This is a genomic window from Chitinophaga sedimenti (assembly GCF_023156195.1).
Classification (GTDB): domain Bacteria; phylum Bacteroidota; class Bacteroidia; order Chitinophagales; family Chitinophagaceae; genus Chitinophaga; species Chitinophaga sedimenti.
Genome location: NZ_JAKUKA010000001.1, coordinates 674,722 through 697,351, shown reverse-complemented (window position 1 = coordinate 697,351; position 22,630 = coordinate 674,722). Strand labels below are relative to the sequence as shown.

The window sequence follows — 22,630 nt, the reverse complement described above, 5'->3', positions numbered from 1 at the left end:
TCCCGATATCACTTACTTACAACCCCATAAACTTAAACGCCTTCGTCGCCACAAACGACTTGTACGCATTGCCCACATAAATTTCCCCCTTCGCCAGCGCCAGTTTCTTTACCGGCGTTTTGGCGCCGAAATCCACATCTTTAAAGCTTACCCAGATCACATTAGGAGTTAACGCGGTCTCGAAGTAGTACACCAGGTTTTTATGGTCTGATACAGAGCGCCAGCGGGTGGTGGAAATATTGGGCTGCTCTGCCGTGGCGATACCGATGGGCACAGAGCAATTACGAATCACGCTGAAGGCCGTGGCCACGCCCAGTTGCGCATTATCTGTTTTGGGAACTGCGTTGGATAAAACGATGCGCGCACAAACCGGTCGGATGCGCGGTTGGTGCCGGGCAGCATCGTGGTGCCACCAATCTCTTTCCAGTATTCGTTCAGCGCTAGTTGTTTATCAAACACCGGGGAATTGGTCATTACAGTGTAGGCGGTATCGTGATGTATTTTCAGCTTGCCTTCCACGTATTCGAAAATGGCATTATCACCTTTGGTATCGGAAATGGAAAGATGTAATGTTGCCAGCCGGTCGGCACCGGGCATCTTATCGGAAACGATCGCGAATTCTTCCTTTCGCAGCCCATTTACCGCCTCGTCAACCGTGGCGTAGTTGTCCAGCACATACTGTACCCAGGCGGCAATTGTGAGGCCGGGCTTTTGCTGGTCCCACTCCGGGTACTTCGACTCTACAAGCCAGAGCAGGTTGGCTACCAGTCCTTTTTCGTTCATCCCATCGGTGCTGGAAAAGTCGTACGCTGCAGCGACCACACTGCCATATTTCGATGTCCATTTCAGGGACTTCGGCCCCACTTCGCCATTACGCGCCATTCCCCGGGGAAAATCCAAAGGTTCGTCATAATATCTTCCCGCCAGTCCATTGACCTGGCGGTGATCACGAGGTTATTCAGTCCTTTGTACACTACCCGTGTACAGGCCGGGGCTTGCGATACGGGGGCAATAAAGCTGAGGGCTACGCCCAGGGCGGCGACTTTGGCGATGAGGTGCATAAAGTAGCTTTTAGCGGTTACTGTTTCCCCTAACAACGCCGGAACCTGCAAATAGTTCATTTCGTTCCCATGGTGGGGCCTCCGTTGTCATTTACTTCACGGGGCGCATAAAAAAGAGCGCCGCCCGAAAAACCGGCGGCGCTGTATTCATAGCCTGCAATCAAACTATTCTACCAGCTTGGTCGACAGCGAATCGCTTTGAATTTCCTTCAGCTGCGTAGTTTCGCTCATCAGGTAGTTGGTCTGTGAACGGGCTTTCGTCCAGCGGCCAAGCGTTATGTTGTACTCACCACCCAGGATGTAGAAATAACCTAAATCGGAGGTGTTATAAGACAAGAAGGTATTGTTGGTACCTTGCCTGAAGAACGGCTGTGACTCCAGGGTTACCGGGTTTATTACATCGTACCAGTCGTTGTTACATACGCGGTAACCAACCTGGGGAGGACCTGCGGAAAACAGGTTACCGCCGCCGCTTACCCACATTACATCTACCGGACGGGTATCTTTGGTAACGGTAGTACCTTCAAATACTGCGATGCCAAATGCATTGCCGCTGTTGGCCATCAGGCCGCCTGTAGCGGCGCCAAAACCTTCGCCGGCTAAAGCCACATAATCGTAATTACGTATCCAGTTGGCGTCGGCAATGCTGGTAGAGGCCGGACGTGTAGCGCTTGAACCGCCATTGATCAATTTATTCTTACCCCCTGCATAGAAGAAAGTACCTTTTTCGCGGCCCCCTGGTTCAGGTTAATTTTATAAGTACGCTGATTACCGGTTGCCCAGCCATTCGCCGGCGCGCCGGTAGGGTTGCTGGCGCCTGCGTTATTGCTTACCACCATAGAGAACGGTGTTGCCGCGAAGTCGATATCGCGGGTAGCCATCATCTGCACGTATTCGTAGTTACCGTCGCCACCTTTGGCATCGCTCACGAAGCCGGTGATCAGGATTGGTTGCAGGATGATTTCGGAGCTCAACACCTGGTAGTCGGATGAACGGCGCATACGGAACTGCGGAGCCGCTTTGCCGTCTTTCACCATGTTCAGGTAAATACCGTAGTAGTTAGCCAATACAGGCAATGTGCTGTCTGCAAATTCAGCGCCTGCTTCGGTGTGCAGTTGGGTATTGGCAAAACCATCGTTCACGATCCAGTCGCCACCGAATTTATCGGTCGGTTTGGGCAGTGGGTTAAAACCACCTTTTACAATAACAGACAGTACGCTCTCATAACGGTCCGGGAACTGCGCGAACAGGTTGCTGTTCACCCGGTTTACGGGGATCGGGTTGTTGCTGGATACTTTAACGATATCGGCAGCAGCCACGCCTTTGATTTGCAGGATGCCATCTACTTTCGTCAGCACCTTGCCTTCCACAGCGATCTGTAAAGAGTCGCCCGGCAGAAAGTCGGCAGCGTTCGCCAGCTGTACCGCAATACCGCGGATCAGGTTCAAACGGCGGCTGTCCTGGCATCACCAAAGCTTTGGGCAGGTTGTTGCCACGGTGGTCAGAAACTACCACCCCGGCTATTTTAGTGGCGCCCGCCATGTTTTCTTTCGTTAACGTGATGTCCTCGGTTTTATAAATCGCACGCAGGTCCAGCATCGCAATATAATCCGACAGCACCGCACCCGGATAATTGCCTTCCATTTCGCAGGAGTACAGGCCAGCTGCAACCAGCACCAACAGGCAGGAATATCTGAAAAACTTCTTCATTATCTTGAATTTCTTGATGAGTATTTGTTGATTAAGCCCTGATTATTTTTCTGCCACCAAACCTGGGTGTTGATATCATCTGACCCCTGGTTCGCAATCGCGAGTTTGTAGTTGGTCGGGTTGGTCGACTGGAGCATGATCGGATAGTTCATCCTGGCGGGCATTACACCGCCGTTGCGAAGTCCGGTGCCTTTGGGAAGGATCGGGTGGCCGGTACGGCGGTACTCGAACCACTGCTGCATGTCGCACATAAACAGGGCGTAGTATTTCAACAGGTGAATCTGTTCCAGTTTGTCTTCAAGCGATACTGCATCGTTCCAGGTGATATCCGCCGCAGCCAGGTAAGTATTGATATCAACGGCCCAGGTAGGCATCCATTGCTGAATGCTCAGCTGTGCGCCGGCGTTGTAATAAGCCTGCGCAGTACCGGTAGTGATGTAACCTCTTACAAAAGCTTCTGCCAGGATGAACTTCACTTCCGCAGCCGTGAGGATCATGCCGCCCAGCTCATCAGACTGTAATGACTTTGCGGAGGTGCTGGAATAGAAGTAAGATTTTTTAACCACGTCGGCGCCCGGGGAATAACCGCTGGGTACACCTTTGAAACCTTCGCTGGACTGTGCGATCGCCCACCTGTTAAAACCGGCAGTACCCAGGGAAATGTTCAGGCGGGGATCGTCCCAGGTTACCAGATTATCAATAAAGAAGCTGGCGATGCTCGGAGAACGGAAATCCTGTTCCCTTACACCGGCAATATAAGGATTAGCGTAAGGCGCGGTGCCGGTCCATTTCAGGATAGCCGATTCTGCGGTGCTGCCGATAATCGGGTACGTGGATGCTTTCGTTTGTACGATCTCCACGATCTTTTTCACCACGGTATCTTTCACTTCCGCTTTTTCTGCAATACGCATCAGCATACGCAGGTATAGCGAGTTGCCGAATTTGCGCCAGTTAGCAGCTACGCCGCCGTAAACCGGATCAGCGGTGGGCATTTTCAGGTTAGCAGCACCGGTGAGCAGGCTGTTAGCCTGTTCCAGCATCGCGAAGCAACCAAAGTATACGTCTTTCTGTGTATCGAACTTAGGTTCGGTGATAGCGGAATCCCTGCCGAGGTTAGACTCAGAAAAAGGAATGTCGCCGTAAGTATCTGTCAGCAGGGAATAAATCCATGCCTGGCTGATCAGCGAAATACCCTGGTAAGTTTTATCAAGCGTAACGGGATCGCTGGCCTGTTTGAATACGTCTTTGAAGTTGGTGAGCTGTATATACCAGTTGGTATAGGTGTAATCAGCCCAGTTCCTGTTAAAATCGTAACGGAACACTTTACCGTCCGCATCGGTCATATCAACGGTAACCTGCATCAGCTCATTGTTGAAGTTGCGGTTACGGATCATGTTATAAGTTACGGTGTTGGTTAGTGCAACGGGCAGCAGCTGCTCGGGCAGTGCAATCGGCGTAGCGATGGGATGCGTGTTGATCTGCTCGAAATCCTTAGAGCAGGATGTCAGCACAGTTGCGGAAAAAACCGCCAGGCCGGAAATGATATATGCTAATTTCTTCATGATAATCGTTCGTTAGATATTAAAAACCGAAAGACACGTTAAAGCCAAAGGAACGGGTAGACGGGAACTGGGCAATCTCGAAGCCCTGTACGATGTCGGTACCGCTGATGGTGCCAAACTCAGGATCGAACATTGGCCATGGAGACCAGATAGCCAGTTACGGCCATATACGCCAATCTGTGCTTTCTGCATACCGATCTTCTTCAGCAGGGCAGGTTTGAAGGTGTAGTCAAAACGCAGCTCACGGAATTTAATAAAGTCGGTTTTGAAGGTGCTGCCTTCGGCATTGTCTATACCGTAATGGGAACGGTAGTAGTAGTCGATATCGGTAGCCAGCTTGTCGTTTTTCCGGTACTTGCCGTCTGCTTCTTCGATCACGCCGTTACCGATGATACCGTTGTAACGCCCGGGCACCGTGATCATGGTTTTGCCCTGCTCAGCCAGTTTGTAGTTCATCAGTGAGTGCGCTACAGCACCCCATTGTGCATCGAACTGGAAGTTCAGGCGGAACTGGCGGTAGGTGAGTTCGTTATTCCAACCCAGTTTTCCTTTGGGAATGGTGTTACCCAGGTGAATCACACCGTCTGACAGTCTTGCGAAACCGGTAGCGGCATCATACACGATCTGACCGTCCGGGGCCCGTTTGTAACCATAACCATAGAGGTCGCCCATGCTACCGCCTACTTTCGCTACGATCTGGCCGCCGCCAACAGGACCGGTACGCAGTACTACCGAAGAATCCGGCATGCTCACGATCTTGTTTTTATTGGAAGAGTACACCACGCTGGTGTTCCATTTGAAGTTTTTGCCTTTAACCGGTGAACCATTCAATGACAGTTCCACACCGCTGTTGCGCACCGTACCGGCGTTGATTACCTGGTTAGGCCAGCCGGATGCGGGATCCACTTTGCGGCTCAGGATCTGGTTGTTAGTATTACCGCTGTACACGGTGAAGTCGAAGCCAGCACGGTTTTTAAAGAATTTACCTTCGATGCCTGCTTCGTAGGAGTTTGTCCTCAGCGGCTTCAGATCCGGGTTAGGCAACAAAGTTGGGTTGGTAGAACCACCCGGGAAAGTAGCCGGCGCACTGTAAGAGTAAGATGTCCAGTAAGGCGTTTGACCGCCGCTGCCTACAGAAGCTGCAGACACGCGGATTTTCGCATAGTCTACCTGTTTCGGCAACTGCACTACTTCAGACAGGATGAAGCTGGCGCTTGCAGACGGATAGAAGAACGATACGTTGTCTTTACGTGCAGGGGTCGCCAGGGCGCTGTTCCAGTCTTCACGGGCACTTACGTCCAGGTAGACAAAGTTTTTATAGGAGAAGCTCGTTAAAAAGAATAAGCTGTTGAACGCAAAGCGGCTCTTATCGGGGTAAGCCACCAGCGGGCCGGCAGCGTTAGCCAGTTTGTAGATGCCGGGTACTTTCAGGGAGTCTGCGCGCAGCTCGTCTTTCGTATACAGGTTTCTCAGCTGGCTGCCACCCAAGGTAGCATTCACCGCGAAATCTTCGTTACCTGTTTGTTGTAACGCAACATGAAATCCACGCTCGTTTCAGAAGAGAAAATATTTTGTGTACGGAAACTACCTTTAGGCAGTTTGGTACCCGCATCATAAGGACGCTCCTGTGAACGCTGCTCGCCTGCGAGGTCGAGTGAGCCGCGCACCAACAGGCTCAGGTCTTTCGTAAAGTTGTAAGTAGCGGAAATATTACCGGTAACGTTGTTACGGTTCATCTTATTCAGGAAGGAATAAGCGATCGCATAAGGGTTTTCCGGGAAAGAGCTGAACGGATACTTGATCGCCTTGTTCTCAGCACCTTTCGTCCAGAAATCTTTCAGCACATCGGCGCTGGTGCTGGGCTGCCAGAAGATGAACCAGTACATGATAGATTGGTTGCCATAACCGGTACCCGGCAGGTTGTCGCTCTGTTTATTCGTGTAGTTTATTTTAGTAGCCACCGAGAGTTTGTCGTTCACTTTAGAGTTTATAGAAAACGCTACGGAGTTACGGTCATAACCGGTGTTCGGCATGATCCGGTATTTTTCACGTTGGTTACCGAGAAACGACCGGAAGTCTTTTCGCCGCCACCATCGATAGAAATAGAGTTAGTGAGTGTTTTACCTTTTTCGAAGTAAGATTTCACACCATCGGACTCGTGTGCCACCCAGGGAGTGCGCGTAGTGCCACGGGCCTGCGTTTTACCATCATACTGGTAAAAGTTCTGACCATCGAATTTGGGACCATAGGCAGAAGATGTACCGCTTGTGCTTGGACCATCTTCGCTGGCGCCGTAGGAGTAGTGATTTGCGCCATCCAGTCCCCCGGCCATAGATGTACTGCAGGTCGGGCCAGCGGTTAATATCTTCAATATTGCCGTTGGAGTTGAAGTTGATCCCTAAACCTCTTTTGCTTTTGCTGCCAGCTTTGGTGGTGATGATGATCGCACCATTCGCACCGCGCTGACCGTACAAAGCTGCTGCAGCAGGGCCTTTCAGCACAGTGATATTATCGATATCTTCCGGGTTGATATCGTTTAAGCTGGAGCCATAGTCCGCAGGCATATTATCACTGCCGGTACCGTAGGGAACCTCGCCGCTGATGCCTGTACGACGCATAGAGCCGTTATTGATTACCACGTTGTCTACCACAATCAGCGCTTCGTTTTCGCCTGTCAGGTTATTTTCACCGCGGAGGATTACTTTGATGGAACCGGTAGGACCGCCGTTGGAGCGAACCAGGTTAAGACCGGCCACTTTGCCGGACAGGGCGTCCAGCCAGTTGCTGGAAAGCGCGTTGGTTACTGCTTCGTTCTTTACGACAGTTGCAGCATAACCCAGTGCCCTTTCTTCACGTTTGATACCGAGTGCAGTTACCACGACTTCGCTCAGCGCTTTCGGATCCTGCTTCAGTTGAATGTTTAACCTTTGTGTTTCTTTCACGGTTACTTCCCGCGTAATGTAGCCTACATAAGAGAATACCAGCACCCTGTTGCTGGCTGGCATTGCGATCAGGTAGTTGCCGTCTTTGTCGCTGGATACACCCTGGATAGCACCTTTGGCGTGAATGCTCACGCCGATCAGGGCATCGCCATTTTCGTCCGTTACTTTACCACGCACTACCACATCCTCTCTCATAAACGATGTGCGGGTTGCCCGGTCGGCGGCCGGAGAATTAAGAACAGTCGCACCAGATGCCATGCCGAGGGCGCCCAGCTGCAGGCCGGTGATAAACAGTAAAAAGTGTTTCATTCAACAAAAAATTGTTTAGTAATAATGACTGCGTAAAACACAGGTCGCTCTTCAGTTGATTAATTCGTTTTCGCGATTGAAAAATTGACGTGTTGTAATAGTTCGTATTGGTCCCTTTTTTCAGGTGGCGAAAGTAGCGCAGTAATGTTAAGACTGTGTTAAGACGGGGTTAACTAAACGTGAAGAAAGGATGAGGTACGACTAACGGGGTATAATAATAAAACAAAGAGGCTGCCCGCCAGGCAGCCCCTCATCCAGTTAAAAAATATCCTGTGCATTATTCCGCGCTGCCCGCGTTATCATAGTACGTGTAGTCTTTACTGATTTTGCCGTCTTTAAATTCAAAAATGGTAACGATCGGCAGGGCTATTTTAAAACTGTCTGCCGCCCCTGTTGATATAAACTCCACGATCACATGTTTTTCTCCCGAGGGATACACCTGGAGTATCGAATCGTGTATGTTGGGCAACATATTGTGCAGTCCGCGGTACTTGGCGATTACCTGTTCGTGCGTTTGCAGCACTACACTGGTGCCCAGGCTGGGATCTTTCAATTCGACCGTGTCGGTGTACATAGCGGCCATTTTCTCCCAGTCGTGGTTGTTAAAGTGCTCGAAGTACTGCCTCGCCAGGCGTTCGTTGTCATTTTTAACAGCCTGGTTGCCACAGGCGGCGAGCAGGGCGGCACAGCACAGGGCCGGGACAAATCGCTTGATCATAGTTTACGCATTTGGGTGAGAGGTAACAAAAGTTACGCCTTTTTCCTTCATTCTAAAAGGTAAACTGATAATTCACGTTCGGGAAAAATCCGATCTGGTTAATATCCGAAATGGTGCCGGAGGTAGTATTAATTCTTTTTACATAGATGTTCTTCCGCGCCGTTACGTTCTGAAAATCCATGAAAAACTTCTGGGTGGTGCGGCCCATCTCCCAGGTAAAGGAGAGCTTCAGGTCCCATCGAAAATAGGTGCCGTAGCGTTTGGCAAAAGTCTGCGCATCGTCGTACACCTGGTATCCCTTCGACACGGTTTCCTGCACGTCGAACGGCGTATACCACTGCCCTCCCGCCACACACACCTTGGTATCCACGCCCACATTGAAACCCGGCTTTAAGGTCCATTCCTTGCCCGTTAAAAAGTTGCTCACGAATTTAGAATTAAAGGCTGTATTACGCCAGCGCGCATCGCTTGTCCGGTATTTGGAATCGAACAGGCTTTGGGTAAACAGGAAATAAAAGCCTTTGTGCAGGAACTTCTCCACTGTTAATTCCAGGCCATAGTTGCGGCCCAGACCATCGTTACGCAACATTGGTTTCTCCGGGAACCCAAACTGCGCGCCGGTATTCAGCATACTGAACGCCGAAGGAACCGTTTCTACCGGGATATTAAACAGGTGCTGGTAGTAGGTTTCCAGCCGCACGTGAAATTGCCCGCCCGGCGAATAATCATACCCGAGCACCGCATGCCAGCTACGGCTGAAGTCAAGCTCCCTGTTGGTTTGCACGCCTTCGGCTTCCGCGAAATACACTTCCAGCGGCTGCAGCTGGCTGTGCAAACCGAGCCCCAAACTTACGCCATGCCCGGCTGTACCGGCATACTTGATATTAAAGCGGGGCTCCACCGCCAGCGAACCATTCAACATGAAGTACTGGCTGTACACGCCCAGGTTAGCCGTCAGCTGGTCATTAAAGCGATGCTGCCAGTTCGTCCAGCCCCGCAACAACCCCGCCGAAGGCCTCGATTGCATATATACCATGGCCCGTATCCCCATCCTTGATAAACTGCTGGTCCAGCTCCATTTGCATAAAATCCGCTGTAACACCGCCACTCCACTGGTTCCGCGAAGAGAAGCGATGCTCCAGCTGGTAACCGACGCTTGATTTTACCTGCCGGGTATCCACCACCACGGCAGGTTCTTTGGGCTCCTCTTCCTTCACGATCCATTCATTCGCGGTGTTCTGCGCCAGCGACAAAGCCACAAAAGCGCGGCCAAAGGTATTGGCGCTCCAGTTGTAGCTATGTGTAAGGCCCACCACACCGGTTTTGGAGCGGTATAGGCGGTCGCGGTCCTTGTTATCGCTACCGTACAATCCTGTGGTATCGTCATCTGGTCCGAAATGTATTTTACTCACGCCCCCATGGCGAACAGGTTAAAGGCGCCGGCATTTTTCGTGGGCAGGTGCACTTTCAGGTTCAGGTCCCGGTAGTAGGGCACCGTTACACCCGTACCGACCGACAGCCCCAGCGACTGTATCACGGCCACGGTCGAATACCGGTAATCGGCCAGGAACGAGGCTTTCCCGGGTTTTCCGATCGGCCCCTCCGCCCCTGCCTCAAAGCCATTAAAACCTACTTCTGCCAGGAATTCATATTTGTCTTTATTCCCGTTGCGCATGCGCAGATCAAAAGCACCCGCCAGCGCATTGCCATATGGCGCGGGAAAAGCGCCCGTCATAAAGTCGGAACTGCGCAGGGTATTAGGGTTAAGAATGGTCACCGGTCCGCCGGAAGCGCCCAGTGTGCTGAAGTGGTTCGGGTTCGGAATATCGATGCCTTCCATGCGGTACAGCACACCGTTCGGCGAATTTCCCCGTACTACAATGTCGTTACTCGCATCGTTACCGCCTACTACACCCGCGAAGTTCTGCGCCATGCGCGACGGATCATTCCGGCTGCCCGCATACCGCATCCCTTCTTCCATGTTCAATTGCCGTGCACTCACGACCGCCAGCGGGTTAATCGCTTCGCCTTTGCCACGCCCCTTTACCACATGGTCTTTCAGGTTTACCACGCGTTCGGTGAGCGACAGTTCCAATACGGTTTCGCGACCGGCATTCACTTCTATATTAGGTAAAGTAACGGATTCGTAGCCCATCAGCGAAAGTTGCAGGGTATGCCTGCCGGCAGGGATTTCGACCAGCCTGAAATAGCCCTGAGCGTCCGTAACAGCGCCCTTATCGTTCATTTGAACGGTAACGCCGGGTAGCGGCATATGGGTAATGCGATCGGTTACCGTGCCTTTTACGGTTTGATGCTTAGGCCCTGCAGGCTGGCCGTTTACAAGAATGGGGAGCAACAGGAACAGGAGTCCCAGCAATGGTTTCATGCGTTTTTTAGGACAAAATTGGCGATTATAGCGACTAAGGACGCGCTAAACGGCACGAGCCGCACAAAACAGCGCACGAAACGACATTTCACACGTTCGGACTTAATGTCCATGACTATACACCTTCCCATCCATCATCTCGATGATCCGGTCGCTTTGAGCAGCGAAGTCGTTATCATGGGTCACGGTAATCACCGTTTTACCGAATTCGGACGACAGCTGCCGGAAAATATCAAACACCACCGCGGTATTTTTACTGTCAAGGTTGCCTGTTGGTTCGTCGCCCATGATGATATCCGGGTTGTTGATGAGCGCCCGCGCAATGGCCACCCGTTGCTGCTGGCCGCCCGATATCCGCGAAGCCGGCTTCAGGGCCTGGTCTGCCACGTCCAGCATTTTCAGTTTCTCATAAGCATTGTGCTCTATTTCCTGCCGTGATAAATTACCCAGCCGCAACGCCGGTATCATTACATTCTTCAGGCAGGTGAAATCGGGCAACAGGTAGTGAAACTGGAATACGAAGCCCAGCCGCCTGTTCCGGAATGCCGCCAGCTGGTTCACACCTCCTCCCGTAATCTTTTCATCCCATAAAATAAGGTTCCCGCTGTAATCCGTATCCATGGTCGATAAGATGTACAGCATCGTCGATTTGCCCGATCCGGATTTCCCCGTGATCGATACAAACTCGCCTTTCTTCACCTCAAAACTCACGTCTGTCAACACACTGGAACTTCTCCGGGGTGTAGAAAAACTTATTGATATGTTCGGCCTTCAACGCTATCATTCCTGCTGTTTTATCCGCGTATGATCATTACCGGGTCTACTTTGGACGCCTTGCGCGCAGGTATGTACCCGGCAAAAAAGACGTCACGATACCAAAACCCGCGCCCTGTAAATAGTGTTTCGTTAAAAGGTGATCGGCAAATATCGAACGTTACCTATACCGATATACAACTTCGACAAACTAAACGACAATATCCATCCGAAAACGATGCCCAGCATAGAGCCTACAATACCGATAAACAAGGCTTGTTGCAGGAAAATACTCACCACATCGATCCCCTGGAAACCCGTTGCTTTTAATATCGCGATCTCTTTGATCTTTTCATAAATCACCATGTTCAGGATGTTATAGATCCCGAAACCCGCCACCAGCAGAATGGTAAACACGATCGAATTGGCGATGATGTCGCGGATCTTACGCCCGGCGAGCGATTGCTGGTTCGCCTGCTGCCGGGACTCCGAGCTGTAGCCCGCCTCCCGCGCCATTTCTGCCCCTATGGCATTGGCGTTGTAATAATCTTTTATGTTGATGTAGATGTCGGTGATGTAACTCCTGTCTTTCTGCAATAACTGCTGCACCACAGGAATGTTCACGTAGCTCTTGGTATCATCCACGGCTTTGATCGTGGTCCGGAAAATCCCCGATACCTTCAGCGTTTTTACCAGTCCGCCCGATGTGGTTAACCGGATGTAATCGCCCAGCCGCGCATTCAGGTTGGCCGCCACGCCTGCCCCGATGATCACATGGTCCGGGTGCCCTTCGAGGGACTGTACATTTCCCGCGATCATATAAAAAGAGATATCGAACATTTTATCCTGCTCCGGCATATTCACGCCAAATGCGGTACCGTTCTTCTGCACGTTGCCTTTGCTGTAAATCACGTTGGCCTGTACCTGTTTGCTGATCGCCTCGATACCCGGATGTTTGAACAATTGCGCCATCACCGCATCGGGATTATAAATACGATTCTCTTTGGGTACCAGCTGCGGATTGCTGATCAGGTTGATGCTGGAGTCGCCGAGGTATTTGTCCAGCATATGATTATCGCTCAGCGTATTGTCATTGAACAGCCGGATGTGCGGCGTGGCGCTGAGCATCGTTTTTTCACTATAATCATTGGTACCCGTAATCAATGAACTCATAAAAATGAACACACCGATCCCGAACGTCACGCCCATTGCCGCCACTACGGTCGACTTAATGCGACTGATCATATACGTGAACGCGATTTCAGTATTAACGCCCAGCTTCATGCTAAAATGCTTTTAACAATTTATCTTCCAAACTCACGCCCTTTACAACTTCTACCCAATCGTTCGCCACGATGCCGGTTTGCAGCTGCACGGTATCCTCGCGGCCATCGCGGACAATCACCGCTTTGCCATCAGGGCTCACGCAGGCTGCCGGCACCAGCAGGGCTTTGTCTTTATGCCCTACGATAATGTTGGCCTGCAACAACGTACCGTTCAGCAATTGCGGCGGCAAGGTATCAAAAGCCGCTTCCACGGTATATGCCTGGCTTTTCTCATCGAACACGGGATATATTTTGCGGACCTTCGCCGTGTAAGTGGCGCCCTTACGCGTGTTCAGTTCTACCAATACCGTTTGCCCCAGGCTTATTTTATTGATGCTTCCCTCATCGATCGAAAGGCTCGCCAGCATGCCGTTTGCCTGGCCCAATGTGGCCATGGCATCGCCTTTACGCACGTAATCGCCTTTCTTTTTCAACAACGTATATACCGTATAGTTACCCGGCGACTTCACGCTGAAGTAACCGGCGTTGGCCGCCGCCACCTGCTGCTGGCTACGACTGTTGATCACGGCCTGTTGCAGCGACAACTTCGTTGCGGCCATATTTTGTTCCAAAGCCGCTACCGCATTTACCGAGCCCGTATAAGCAAGGCTAGCTTTTTCATAATCTACCCGCGCTACGGAGCCGCTGTTGAACAGGCGCTCCATCCGGTCGCGCTGGGTTTTATCGTTCGCCAGTTGTTGCTTCGCCGTATTGAGCTGCTCCTGCAATTGTTGCAGTACAGCAGAATTATCGGCGGCATTCTTACGGGCAATGTCCAGGTTTTCGGCGGCCGACTGTTGCTGGATCGCCGCTGTGGTATTATCCTGGCGGTAAATCACCTGCCCGCTCGTCACGGTGTCACCTTCCTGCACGGGCACTTCCTGTACGTAACCATCATTCACTGCGGTTAACGTAAACTGGTTGCCCGCTTCTATATGCCCGGGGGCGAACACTGCCTCCGTTACCGGCGACAATACCGGGTTCGCGGTTTCCGTGTTCTTCTTTTTACAGGAAGAAAAGCCCAGAGCATAATACCTGCGATGATAACAACGCCTTTCATATTATTGAATGTTTATAGTCCTTATTTGTAAACGGTACGCCTGGATGAAATACGCGCTCATACTTTGCAGGTACTCCTGCTGGTTCGCGATCATGTCTGTATAATACCGCAGGCGCTCATCCACGGAAATCGCACCTTCCTCCAGCAGCCGTGCGGCATGTTCGTCGTTATCGCGATACAGTGCCGGATGCTTTTGGCTTTATCGTAGGCGCCGGCAGCGGTTTGATACGAGAGGCGCACATTTTCGTTCACCAGCTGCGACTGCAGACCGGCCGCCTCGTACTGCTGCTGGCTGAGCGTCCAGTCGATCTTTGCTTTTTGTTCGGAAACACGGCGCGTATTGCCGGCAAATACGGGCAGAGATAAACGGAGCCCCCAGTACTGTCCCGGAATATGGTTCGTATTATTGAACTGCAGGAAATCATCGCCGGCAATGGTCAGATTATACTGGTAAACAGCCGATAGCGAAGGTGCGTAAGCCGCCCGCGATGACTGCCACTGTGTTTTATAAAGGGCCACCTGTTGTGCTGCCAGCAATACATCCGGGTCTGCCGCAAACGCTGTGTCGGCCGTTATTGCAGCCGGTGTTTCTTCCAGTTGGATGTTGTCGCGCGTATTCAATAACTGCCGTAACGCATTCAGCTGCAATTGCTTTTCCTGGCTGGCCATGGCAAGATTTTTCTCCGCTTTTTCTTTATTGATCGCGGTGCTGTTCAACGTCACCTGGCTGATCAGCCCATCTGCCTTTTTCCTTTGGGCTGATGCAAATAACGTGTCCATGGCCTTTTTATTAGCGATAGATAACTCCTCCGCTTCCGTCGCCAGCAGGTAAGTGTAGTATACATTGGCCAGCTGTTCGTACAAATCCCTTTTAGTTTTAACGATGCTGAGGACGGATATCTCCTTTTCCAGCCGCGCGGCCCTTACCGCAAACCAATTTTGGGTATTCAGCAGATTGAGTTGCACGTTTACATTACCACTATACAAATACCGGCGGCCGAAGGTGGCTTCGTAAAAGCTGCCATCGGGCGCGGCGGGATCGAACAGCTTGGCGGGAACGAGGGTAGGCTGTATTTCCAGGTTGTCGGTATAGGCGCCGTTAGCCGTAATGTTGGGCAGCAACGCGCCTTTTGCCTGCTTAAGCTGCAAACCGGCACTTCTTTCACGACTGAGCGCCGCAGCCAATTGTACATTATGCGCATCCGCATATCGCCATATTTCCTGCACGGAGCCAAAACGCAGTTGCGCTGCTGCGGCATGGGCGAACAGGCAAGTGATAAATATGCAGATCGTAATACGCATGAACAGGGAAATGGGTTTACGTTTATGCCGGTAAATATAAGCGATTATGGTGTTGTCCGGCGACTACAATCTTCATTCCGGCGCATTCAAATGCCAGTTCGGCCTCCGCGCCTTTGCCGGCAACAGGATAAACCTATTTTGACGGCCTAAAAACCGCACTATGAAACGGAAAATCGTTCTTATTACCGGCGCAAACCGGGGGCTGGGACTCGAAACCGCCCGCCACTTTGCCGAAGAAGGCCATATCGTATACCTTGGCAGCCGCAATCTGCATAAAGGGAAAACCGTTGCCGCCGGCATTCCCGGCAGCATCCCCCTGCACCTGGACCTCAACGATCCTCACACCTTTACCGCCGCCGCCGAAATCATCTCCGCGGATCATGGCCGGCTCGATGTCCTGATCAACAACGCCGGCATCATGCCCGAACCCGATATTATGCGCGATTCCACCCGCGACGTACCGGCCGACATCCTCAAAAACGCCTTTGATACCAATTTCTTTGGCGTGGTATCGCTCTCTAACACGTTATTACCGTTGTTACTGAAAAGCGAGGCTCCACGCATCGTGAACCTTTCCTCGAACGTAGGGTCCCTCACGCTGCACGCCAGTGGCGCGCCTTTGATGAAAACATTCGCCTACAATGCCAGCAAAACGGCTTTGAACAGCTACACGGTACACCTGGCTAACGCCTGCGCAGATACGCCGCTAAAGGTCAACTCCGCCCACCCGGGCTGGCTCAAAACGGATATGGGCACCGACTATGCGCCGATGGAAGTGCGCGAAGGGCTCGAAACCGTATTGTGGCTGGCCAATTTGCCGGACGACGGGCCCAGTGGCGGGTTCTTTCATAAGCAGGAAAAAATTGCCTGGTAACCTCCATGAAAAAGGCCGTCTTAACCGACGGCCTTTTTCTTTTTCCAATTTATATGTCGATAGATCATCCTCCTCCTAAACACTGTTCTATGACCATCAGGAACTTACGGGATACAAAAGGTTTTTCGATAAACGCCGCAGCGCCAGCCTGCATGGCCGCCTGCTCCTGCTCCGCCGAGCCGGATACTACAATTACCGGCACAGCACTGCTGGTGGGCTGTAATTTCAAATGACGGCAGATCTCTACAGGCGATAAGGTCAAAAACTGGCTGTTGATGATGAATAGGTCCGGTACCACGAAGTCTGACCGCAACAACTGGATATCAGTTGTAAGCACATTTACTTCGTAACCTTTTTCGGTTAAAAGTTCCTTGTAAAATCCGACACTCTCAATATTTCTCTCTATAATCAGTATTTTCTTCTTCATGATATGTTGGTAGCAAGCCGGCCCCAAAGGGCCGCCATTCAGCGGGATTTGTTGTGTATTAATAGCTTAAGGGCTGTCCATGGAGTATGACAACCGGCTACAATCAGGTGAGCAGGGAGCAGTTCCGGATAAAAATCTTATCGGGCGGGTAAATAAGCGATAATGCGGTGGGCCAGCCAAAACGTGGGGTAATGGCGGGCAATAAATAACGGAAAAAATGAGCTACGGGAGTAATCCATACTCTGAGGCTGTACGGGTTAGATAATTCAGCCTTACCAACAGTAAATGCATCGGGCACCTGCTGGCCCTGGTCGTCGCGCTTGCGTTGCTTGCAGAGCAGCCTTGTCCAGTCTTCACGCTCCTCCAGCAATGATTGCTGCATGCCTATATTATGGGTAGCGAGGGAGAGCATACTGCTCACCACTATGATCTTGAAGGCGAATGCCAACAAAAGAAAATAATAGCGATATGTCCTCCAACTTTTCATGCGGGTTCCTGGTGCGAAGCACGAAAGTAACAATTATCGCCAGTAAATACTAATCCGGTAGATAAGCGGTGTGATTGCGCACCTTAAAAACGGAGTCCGAGCATCGCCTGGTAGTCACGTTTGGCGGGACCGTTATCGTACCCGGCGCCTGCCTGGATAAAGCCCGCAATATTTTGATTTATGGGAAAATCGGCCCGAACGGAACCGTTATATCCTGTTCCGGAAACCGTGAGAAAAGCAAAATTACGTTCAAGCATACCATATTGGGCGCTCGCCGTGTTTATATTATCCCAGTCGGACGCGGCATCCGGGTTCTGCTGCCGGCTTAAGCCGAGATGAACGGCCAGTTGCACTTTGCCGAGCTGTTTGCGGCCGGTGAGGTCCAGTCCCGCGTTAATGTAGGTGTATGACTGTACCCGGTCAGGATCCGCATATTGCTCCAGGTGGTCGCCGTAATTACCACGGATACCGATGAACCAGTCGGCAAAGCCGCCGGTCTGCCCGTATACAGCACGGAGGTTGAATTTCGTGTAAGCGTTGGAGTAACGGATGTCTTCAGATATCTTAATGATCCCGACTTGTGCGTCCTGGTTATTAAATTTAGCTTCGGCCCCCTGTCTTTTCACCCGGCTCACATCAGCACGGGCAATGAAATGCTGCCGGCCCTGCTGGTACAGGTAAGCGATGCCGCCTTCCACCGCTTGCTCCCGTATTTCGCCCACGTAATCCCTGATCGTGCCCAATTCCTTGTTGATATTCAAACCACGGAACCCAACATGGGCCGTCCAGCCTTTGTATTGGCGCGGGGCCAATTGCAGCGCCACACCATACCCGAAGCCACCAAAGCGGGCATCTGTACGGGTGCCGGCAAGCAGGTCGTTGTACACGCCCAGGCCCGCATCGTGATAAACCAGCGGCGAGCCAAGCTCACTTACGAATTCGAGGCCGTTCTCCTGGTTGTATTTGCGGCCATCCAGATTGAGCCCTAATACGTATTTGTCCAGCTCGCGCACAGCAGAAAGGGACAAGGTAATATCGGAGGAGATGCTCTTGATACGTGGATCGCGGTCGCGATACGTTTGTTTGCCATTAAAACCGGCATTAAGTCCCAGGTGGAAACGACCAAAGGGTTTGGCGAGGCCGCCACTAAAAGCGTATACCTCTTCTTTCAGGTCACCACCTACGGTATCCGCCATGACGTAGGGATACACGGTGGCATAGTCTGCGGTTTCATTAAACCGCACTTCGTAACGGTCGACGTTATTATAAAGGCGTGGCCCCAAAGCGTCAGGCCCTGCTGCTTTTTCGTATACGCTTCGGAGTAAACAGACAATCGTTGATAGCCGCTTCCCTCCTGCTCCATATACAGATCCTGCTTCGTTTGCCCGTAACCTGCATTTAACTGCGCAAAGTTGTTTTCCCGCTGCCAGTAGCGCAAGCCAGGCATAACATAACTTTCATCGCGCAACCGCACCACCGGTGAGGTCTGCTCCCGCAAGGCAGAAAGCGAATCCTGGGCGCCCGCGTGGTGAGTGCCCGGGATAGCTAAAAAGTCAATATCGTCTGTCGTATCCGCATGATTATGGCATCAGGGAAGGTTTCGCTTCCGGCTCAAAGTCGTTGGTAGAGTTATTGGTATCTTTCAGCACTACGCGACCGTCGGGGTTGGTAGACAGTACTTTACGTTTAACAACTTTGCTGTAACGGGTTTCGTCAGAATCTACTTTACCGCAGTAGCTCCAGCCCATATCCAGTGAAGGCGCGGTCAGGATCCACTCGAACATGGGCGCTACAGACAGGTTCACGGCATCCATGATCCATGCGTTCGGGATTTTGTACACGTTTTTGGTAGCAGATACATTACCGGCAGAATTTACGTAAGTAGGCTCGTAGTAGTAATCCGCTTTAAATTGATCTACCGTGATACCTTCTCCCAAACGCGCCAGCACGTAGCTTTTGAAACCGCGGTTGTGCATGGTCATGGCACTGCTCAGGTTAATCAGGTCTTTTACTTCCGGGTTGTCTACGTTGATCGTAGGCAAGAGTGTCAGCTCGAAATCAGCTGTTCTCAGGTCCAGGGAATTTGGATTGAACTCTTTATGATTGATGGCGTTGTTCGCTACCACCAGCTGTTTGCCGGGCAGTACAGGATATTGTTTACCAGTACCGGGCACCATTACCATGCTGCCGGCGGTGAAGGTTTTGTCCATGATATCCGGCGTATATACACGTTTGGTAGTAGTCAGGAAGCCTGCTTCAGCAATGATCAGGCCGTCTGCATAAAGGGTATCTTCTGAGTTATTGTAGATGATGAAGTATTTGTCGCCATTGTAGGTTTTACCCTGCGGCGTAACCGTACCTGTGAAGAAAATCTCTTTCAGTACAAACTGTGCGGTCGGGTTGTACAGGAACAGGTTGAGGCTTACGGCTACGCTGTTGCCTTTCACCACCACGCTTTGCTGGTAACCGCGCACTTTCGCGTCATAAGTACCACCATCATCACTGTAACGGATATCACCATCCAGGCTTAATTCGTAAGAGCCTTCGGGCAGATTAACGTTCACGGTGCTTAAAGAAGCCGCTTTGATACTATCGATCTTACCACTGTTTACTTCTTTAAAAGCCAGCACGATGTTCGAAACGGTAACATCTTTCAAACCGGTTGGGTTGGTCAGCGACAGTTCCACTTCGGATTTCTTCACATTCAGATCATCTTTCGAGCAACCTGTTATAAACAGGCCGCCAGCCAACAGTACCAGGGCAAATAAGTTTAATTGACGCATATAATTATTCTTTATTGATAGATTAAAAATTGAACGTTACCTCCGCGCCAAAGTAAGGCGTGGTGTACGTATTCTGTTTTATATAGACATTATTCTTGTTGTAATAATTCACGCCATAGGTAAACAGCCTGTTTACGAATAAGGACATGGCTGCCGTTTTCCTAAACTCCTTCGTCATTTTGAGGTTGGCCTGTAACGACATCGGCACCCTGTCCACCACCGCCTCTGTAGCGCTGTAAAACATTTTCAACAGCTTCAGGTCGGCATCCAGTTCGCTTTCTTTTGTATAAGGATGCGTTACGCCGTGTGCATCCACGTATGCAGAAGGCACACCGGACTTCTGCGTGTTCTGCTGCGTCCTGAACACCACCGTTTGTATGGAAGAAGAAATCGTTACGCCCAGTTTAGGCAGGTAGCTGTCAATCACCAGGTTCGTATTCATATACTGGCGTGTTTCACCTGTAGGATCGGAATAAATACCAACCAGCTGGGCCACTTCCCCATTTACGAGGTAATCACTGCCGATGAGTGCATGTGTGGGCAGACTTGAGTTATAGGTACTGCGGAACCACGCGCCATTTACGGTAAAGCGGGTATTTACCCCTTTAAAACGTTTGGTGCTGAACTGGTATTCTACGCCCTGCTTACGTAAGCGACTGCCGTTTACGGCGATGTTATAGTTATACAATTGATGTTTCTCTACGTAGGAGAAATCGCTCGTTTGTGGCGGGCTGGTCAAGTTAGCCGCATCCACCGACTGCGGATCGTATTTTTTATAACTGAGCGACATATACCGGCTGTTCGTCGTAAAGCCGGTATGCATGTCCTCATTAAACACGGTCACAGAAAGACGATTGCCGTCGACCTCAAAATCGGCGTTCACCTCGAACTTATTATTCCGTGCCGGTTTCAGATTCGGATTACTTTCATCCATGATATAGGTAACCACGTTCGCCCTGCGGAACTCCGGGTTATTGTGGAAGAAGTTCAGTTGCACAATATCGCGGAACACCGGTGCTGGGTATAACTGGTCAAGGGTCGGCATTTTAGTATGCAGACCATAACCCGCACCAATGGTTACTTCCAGTTGTTTGCTGCCCATATTCGCCAGCGGCAGTTTCCAGCGGAGGTTTAAACGTGGATCAACGTACATTTTGTTGGCAATGGCATAACGGCTATCCATGCCGGCGAGCATCATCCCGCGCAAACCGCCAACCGCCGTCAGTTTGTGCGGACCAACATACACAGAGATTTCATCCTGCGCAAAGAACGATTGGTTCCACATGCCGGGAATGCTATCGAAAGTACGGGGGCGCTGGTTTACAGGCGTGGTAGACGATACCGGGAAATCCACATCGTACACCTGGCCGCGCCCGAAGTTTTTGCTGTAATTGCTCTCCACACCCAGCATCAGTTTATGACGCAGCTGGCCGGTGCGGAAACCCAGCGTGGTTTTGGCTTTCAGGAAAGCGTAAAGAGGTTTGCCATCCACCAGCATCTTGCCTGCATAACTCGGCGTAACGTACCTGGCATCATGCTCACCCGCTTCCATAGCATTGAACAGGATATAAGCAGACCGGGTTTGTACCCATTGTACCAGGTCTATTTTTGCAGGTTGATAACTCAGGCTGCCCGTCACATCCCAGCTCTTCACCAGTCCGGGTTTCAGCCGGGTCGACTGCACACCGCCCTGTACGCCGTAACTGTTGTAAGTAGAGATATATTTATCCGTAGCCGCGTAACCGTTATCCGGATCTGTACGCTGGTTATCAATGTTGGTGGCAAAGTCGAAAGCCGCGTTCCATTTCAGGCGGCGACGCTCGTTCTGCTGCAACTTTTCGAGGCGGGCACTCGCATTAATGCGTTTATAAGTATTGAAACTGTTAGTCGGAGAAGACTTAGCATCCAGAAACCGAAGTCGGTGTTCAGCGTCATGTTTTTGGCAGACAGGTTAAAGCCCTTGCTGAGCGATATCAGTTTGCTGAAACCATCTGCCTTAAAACGTGCATAGTAAGGAGAAGCACCCTTCTTCCGTTCAATCTGCACCAGGCCGCTGGTCAGGTCGCCATATTCCACCGAAGGAATACCGCGTACGATGGTCACTTTTTCAATCTGATCTGTCGAGATGGTACGCATATCAACACCAATATTGCTGGCATCTTTGCTGCTGTATCTGTCCCCTACATAACCGAACCCCATCACACTCTGCAGGTTAGCCCCTGTATTTACCGGTGCGCCATCTATCACAAAAGCAGTACCCAGCGAAGAAATATCGTAGCCACTTTTAGTCGTACCGGTTTCGCGTAAACGAATCTGATTCACACCGGCAAGCACAGGGTCCTTTGCACGGCCACCAGGCAACAATTCCAACAAATCGGTAAAGCTCGAAGGCTGCAGGTGCTGCATCGCCTTGCGGTCAATTACAGAAGAACTGGTCATGCCGCGGTCTTCAGAAGCGGTGATATGCACTTCATTCAGCGATAACATCGCTTTCTTCACCTCCAGGTCCATTTCCAGGTCCTTTTCCAGGTGGATGTTTTTTGAACGGAAGTATATAACGTAGTGGCGACAAAAACTTTATAGGAGCCGAGTGGAATGCTGCCGAAGGTGAAACGGCCCTCGCGGTTGCTGATAGCGCGGAAGGTGGTGGTGCCGTGTTGGGCAGTTACCGGATGCCGCTACTGTCCTGTACCTGGTCGCCCGCCCAAAGCTGGCCGGACAAAATGGCCCGCTGCTGTTGTGCATTTGCCTGCGGCGCGAAGGCCAGTAACAGGCAAATTACCCATCCTAATGTAGTCGTTATTTTGTTGGCTCCCGGTATCATGACATGAATAAATCCGGCGGGTTGAATGTTCGCGTTTTTTTGCCGGTTCTATTAAATAGATCAGTTCAGGGCGCAAAGATAACCCGCACAAAACGGCAGGTTGTATT

Annotated in this window: 24 protein-coding genes and 1 pseudogene; 1 reads left to right on the top strand and 24 read right to left on the bottom strand. The window is 51.1% G+C overall.

Annotated elements, in window-relative coordinates; all coding sequences use genetic code 11:
- Positions 1-16: 16 nt before the first annotated feature.
- The 17 genes and pseudogenes from MKQ70_RS04090 to MKQ70_RS04010 all read right to left on the bottom strand — a co-directional run bounded on the left by MKQ70_RS04090 (position 17) and on the right by MKQ70_RS04010 (position 15,128).
- Positions 17-882 (bottom strand): annotated as a pseudogene (locus tag MKQ70_RS04090) (linear amide C-N hydrolase).
- Entirely contained in the window at positions 846-1,121 is a 276-nt protein-coding gene (locus MKQ70_RS04085) for a hypothetical protein (RefSeq protein ID WP_248068390.1), read from the bottom strand. Before MKQ70_RS04085 ends, MKQ70_RS04090 begins: the two are co-directional and overlap by 37 nt.
- A gap of 105 nt (positions 1,122-1,226) precedes the next feature.
- Complete coding sequence (locus MKQ70_RS04080; RefSeq protein ID WP_248068388.1) at positions 1,227-1,751, bottom strand: hypothetical protein; 525 nt, start codon at positions 1,749-1,751, stop codon at positions 1,227-1,229.
- Positions 1,748-2,509, bottom strand: a complete 762-nt coding sequence (locus tag MKQ70_RS04075; RefSeq protein ID WP_248068385.1) for a hypothetical protein — start codon at positions 2,507-2,509, stop codon at positions 1,748-1,750. The genes MKQ70_RS04080 and MKQ70_RS04075 overlap by 4 nt, the downstream gene beginning before the upstream one ends.
- A 261-nt stretch (positions 2,510-2,770) precedes the next feature.
- A complete protein-coding gene (locus MKQ70_RS04070; RefSeq protein ID WP_248068383.1) occupies positions 2,771-4,333 on the bottom strand; it encodes a SusD/RagB family nutrient-binding outer membrane lipoprotein in 1,563 nt (520 codons plus the stop codon).
- Positions 4,334-4,345: 12 nt separating this feature from the next.
- A complete protein-coding gene (locus MKQ70_RS04065) occupies positions 4,346-5,833 on the bottom strand; it encodes a TonB-dependent receptor domain-containing protein (protein WP_248068381.1) in 1,488 nt (495 codons plus the stop codon).
- Positions 5,830-6,366 carry a hypothetical protein gene (locus MKQ70_RS04060; protein WP_248068379.1) on the bottom strand — a complete coding sequence of 179 codons (537 nt, stop codon included), beginning with the start codon at positions 6,364-6,366 and terminating at the stop codon, positions 5,830-5,832. The genes MKQ70_RS04065 and MKQ70_RS04060 overlap by 4 nt, the downstream gene beginning before the upstream one ends.
- Complete coding sequence (locus MKQ70_RS04055) at positions 6,333-6,500, bottom strand: hypothetical protein (RefSeq protein WP_248068378.1); 168 nt, start codon at positions 6,498-6,500, stop codon at positions 6,333-6,335. Before MKQ70_RS04055 ends, MKQ70_RS04060 begins: the two co-directional genes overlap by 34 nt.
- Before the next feature lie 40 nt (positions 6,501-6,540).
- The gene (locus MKQ70_RS04050; RefSeq protein ID WP_248068377.1) at positions 6,541-7,584 is read right to left on the bottom strand and encodes a carboxypeptidase-like regulatory domain-containing protein; all 1,044 of its coding nucleotides are present in this window, start codon (positions 7,582-7,584) and stop codon (positions 6,541-6,543) included.
- 277 nt (positions 7,585-7,861) lie between these two features.
- A complete protein-coding gene (locus MKQ70_RS04045; RefSeq protein ID WP_248068376.1) occupies positions 7,862-8,302 on the bottom strand; it encodes a nuclear transport factor 2 family protein in 441 nt (146 codons plus the stop codon).
- Between the two features lie 52 nt (positions 8,303-8,354).
- Positions 8,355-9,329, bottom strand: a complete 975-nt coding sequence (locus MKQ70_RS04040) for a TonB-dependent receptor (RefSeq protein WP_248068374.1) — start codon at positions 9,327-9,329, stop codon at positions 8,355-8,357.
- A complete protein-coding gene (locus tag MKQ70_RS04035; RefSeq protein WP_248068371.1) occupies positions 9,268-9,714 on the bottom strand; it encodes a hypothetical protein in 447 nt (148 codons plus the stop codon). Before MKQ70_RS04035 ends, MKQ70_RS04040 begins: the two co-directional genes overlap by 62 nt.
- Positions 9,711-10,688, bottom strand: coding sequence for a TonB-dependent receptor (locus MKQ70_RS04030; protein ID WP_248068370.1), 978 nt, complete (start codon positions 10,686-10,688; stop codon positions 9,711-9,713). Before MKQ70_RS04030 ends, MKQ70_RS04035 begins: the two co-directional genes overlap by 4 nt.
- Before the next feature lie 102 nt (positions 10,689-10,790).
- On the bottom strand, positions 10,791-11,411 hold the full coding sequence (locus MKQ70_RS04025) for an ABC transporter ATP-binding protein (protein WP_248068368.1): 621 nt from the start codon (positions 11,409-11,411) through the stop codon (positions 10,791-10,793).
- 183 nt (positions 11,412-11,594) lie between these two features.
- Positions 11,595-12,725 (bottom strand): ABC transporter permease, encoded by a 1,131-nt coding sequence (locus MKQ70_RS04020; RefSeq protein WP_248068366.1) that lies wholly within the window; start codon positions 12,723-12,725, stop codon positions 11,595-11,597.
- A gap of 1 nt (position 12,726) precedes the next feature.
- Entirely contained in the window at positions 12,727-13,740 is a 1,014-nt protein-coding gene (locus MKQ70_RS04015) for an efflux RND transporter periplasmic adaptor subunit (RefSeq protein WP_248068364.1), read from the bottom strand.
- 176 nt (positions 13,741-13,916) lie between these two features.
- Positions 13,917-15,128, bottom strand: a complete 1,212-nt coding sequence (locus tag MKQ70_RS04010; RefSeq protein ID WP_248068362.1) for a TolC family protein — start codon at positions 15,126-15,128, stop codon at positions 13,917-13,919.
- 160 nt (positions 15,129-15,288) lie between these two features.
- On the opposite strand from MKQ70_RS04010, the gene MKQ70_RS04005 reads away from it, so the two are divergent.
- Entirely contained in the window at positions 15,289-16,002 is a 714-nt protein-coding gene (locus MKQ70_RS04005; protein WP_248068360.1) for an SDR family NAD(P)-dependent oxidoreductase, read from the top strand.
- Positions 16,003-16,066: 64 nt separating this feature from the next.
- Here the strand turns inward: MKQ70_RS04005 and MKQ70_RS04000 are convergent, their stop codons facing one another.
- The 7 genes from MKQ70_RS04000 to MKQ70_RS03970 all read right to left on the bottom strand — a co-directional run bounded on the left by MKQ70_RS04000 (position 16,067) and on the right by MKQ70_RS03970 (position 22,523).
- A complete protein-coding gene (locus tag MKQ70_RS04000; RefSeq protein WP_248068358.1) occupies positions 16,067-16,429 on the bottom strand; it encodes a response regulator in 363 nt (120 codons plus the stop codon).
- A gap of 103 nt (positions 16,430-16,532) precedes the next feature.
- On the bottom strand, positions 16,533-16,877 hold the full coding sequence (locus MKQ70_RS03995; RefSeq protein ID WP_248068355.1) for a hypothetical protein: 345 nt from the start codon (positions 16,875-16,877) through the stop codon (positions 16,533-16,535).
- A gap of 122 nt (positions 16,878-16,999) precedes the next feature.
- Complete coding sequence (locus MKQ70_RS03990) at positions 17,000-18,199, bottom strand: DUF6850 family outer membrane beta-barrel protein (RefSeq protein WP_248068352.1); 1,200 nt, start codon at positions 18,197-18,199, stop codon at positions 17,000-17,002.
- A 297-nt stretch (positions 18,200-18,496) separates the two neighbouring features.
- Positions 18,497-19,699: a DUF4876 domain-containing protein gene (locus MKQ70_RS03985; protein WP_248068349.1), complete on the bottom strand. Its 1,203-nt coding sequence runs from the start codon at positions 19,697-19,699 to the stop codon at positions 18,497-18,499.
- A gap of 22 nt (positions 19,700-19,721) precedes the next feature.
- Positions 19,722-21,533, bottom strand: coding sequence for a TonB-dependent receptor (locus tag MKQ70_RS03980; protein WP_248068345.1), 1,812 nt, complete (start codon positions 21,531-21,533; stop codon positions 19,722-19,724).
- The gene (locus MKQ70_RS03975; protein ID WP_248068341.1) at positions 21,506-22,210 is read right to left on the bottom strand and encodes a TonB-dependent receptor plug domain-containing protein; all 705 of its coding nucleotides are present in this window, start codon (positions 22,208-22,210) and stop codon (positions 21,506-21,508) included. The genes MKQ70_RS03980 and MKQ70_RS03975 overlap by 28 nt, the downstream gene beginning before the upstream one ends.
- A gap of 154 nt (positions 22,211-22,364) precedes the next feature.
- Entirely contained in the window at positions 22,365-22,523 is a 159-nt protein-coding gene (locus MKQ70_RS03970) for a hypothetical protein (protein ID WP_248068339.1), read from the bottom strand.
- Positions 22,524-22,630: the final 107 nt, after the last annotated feature.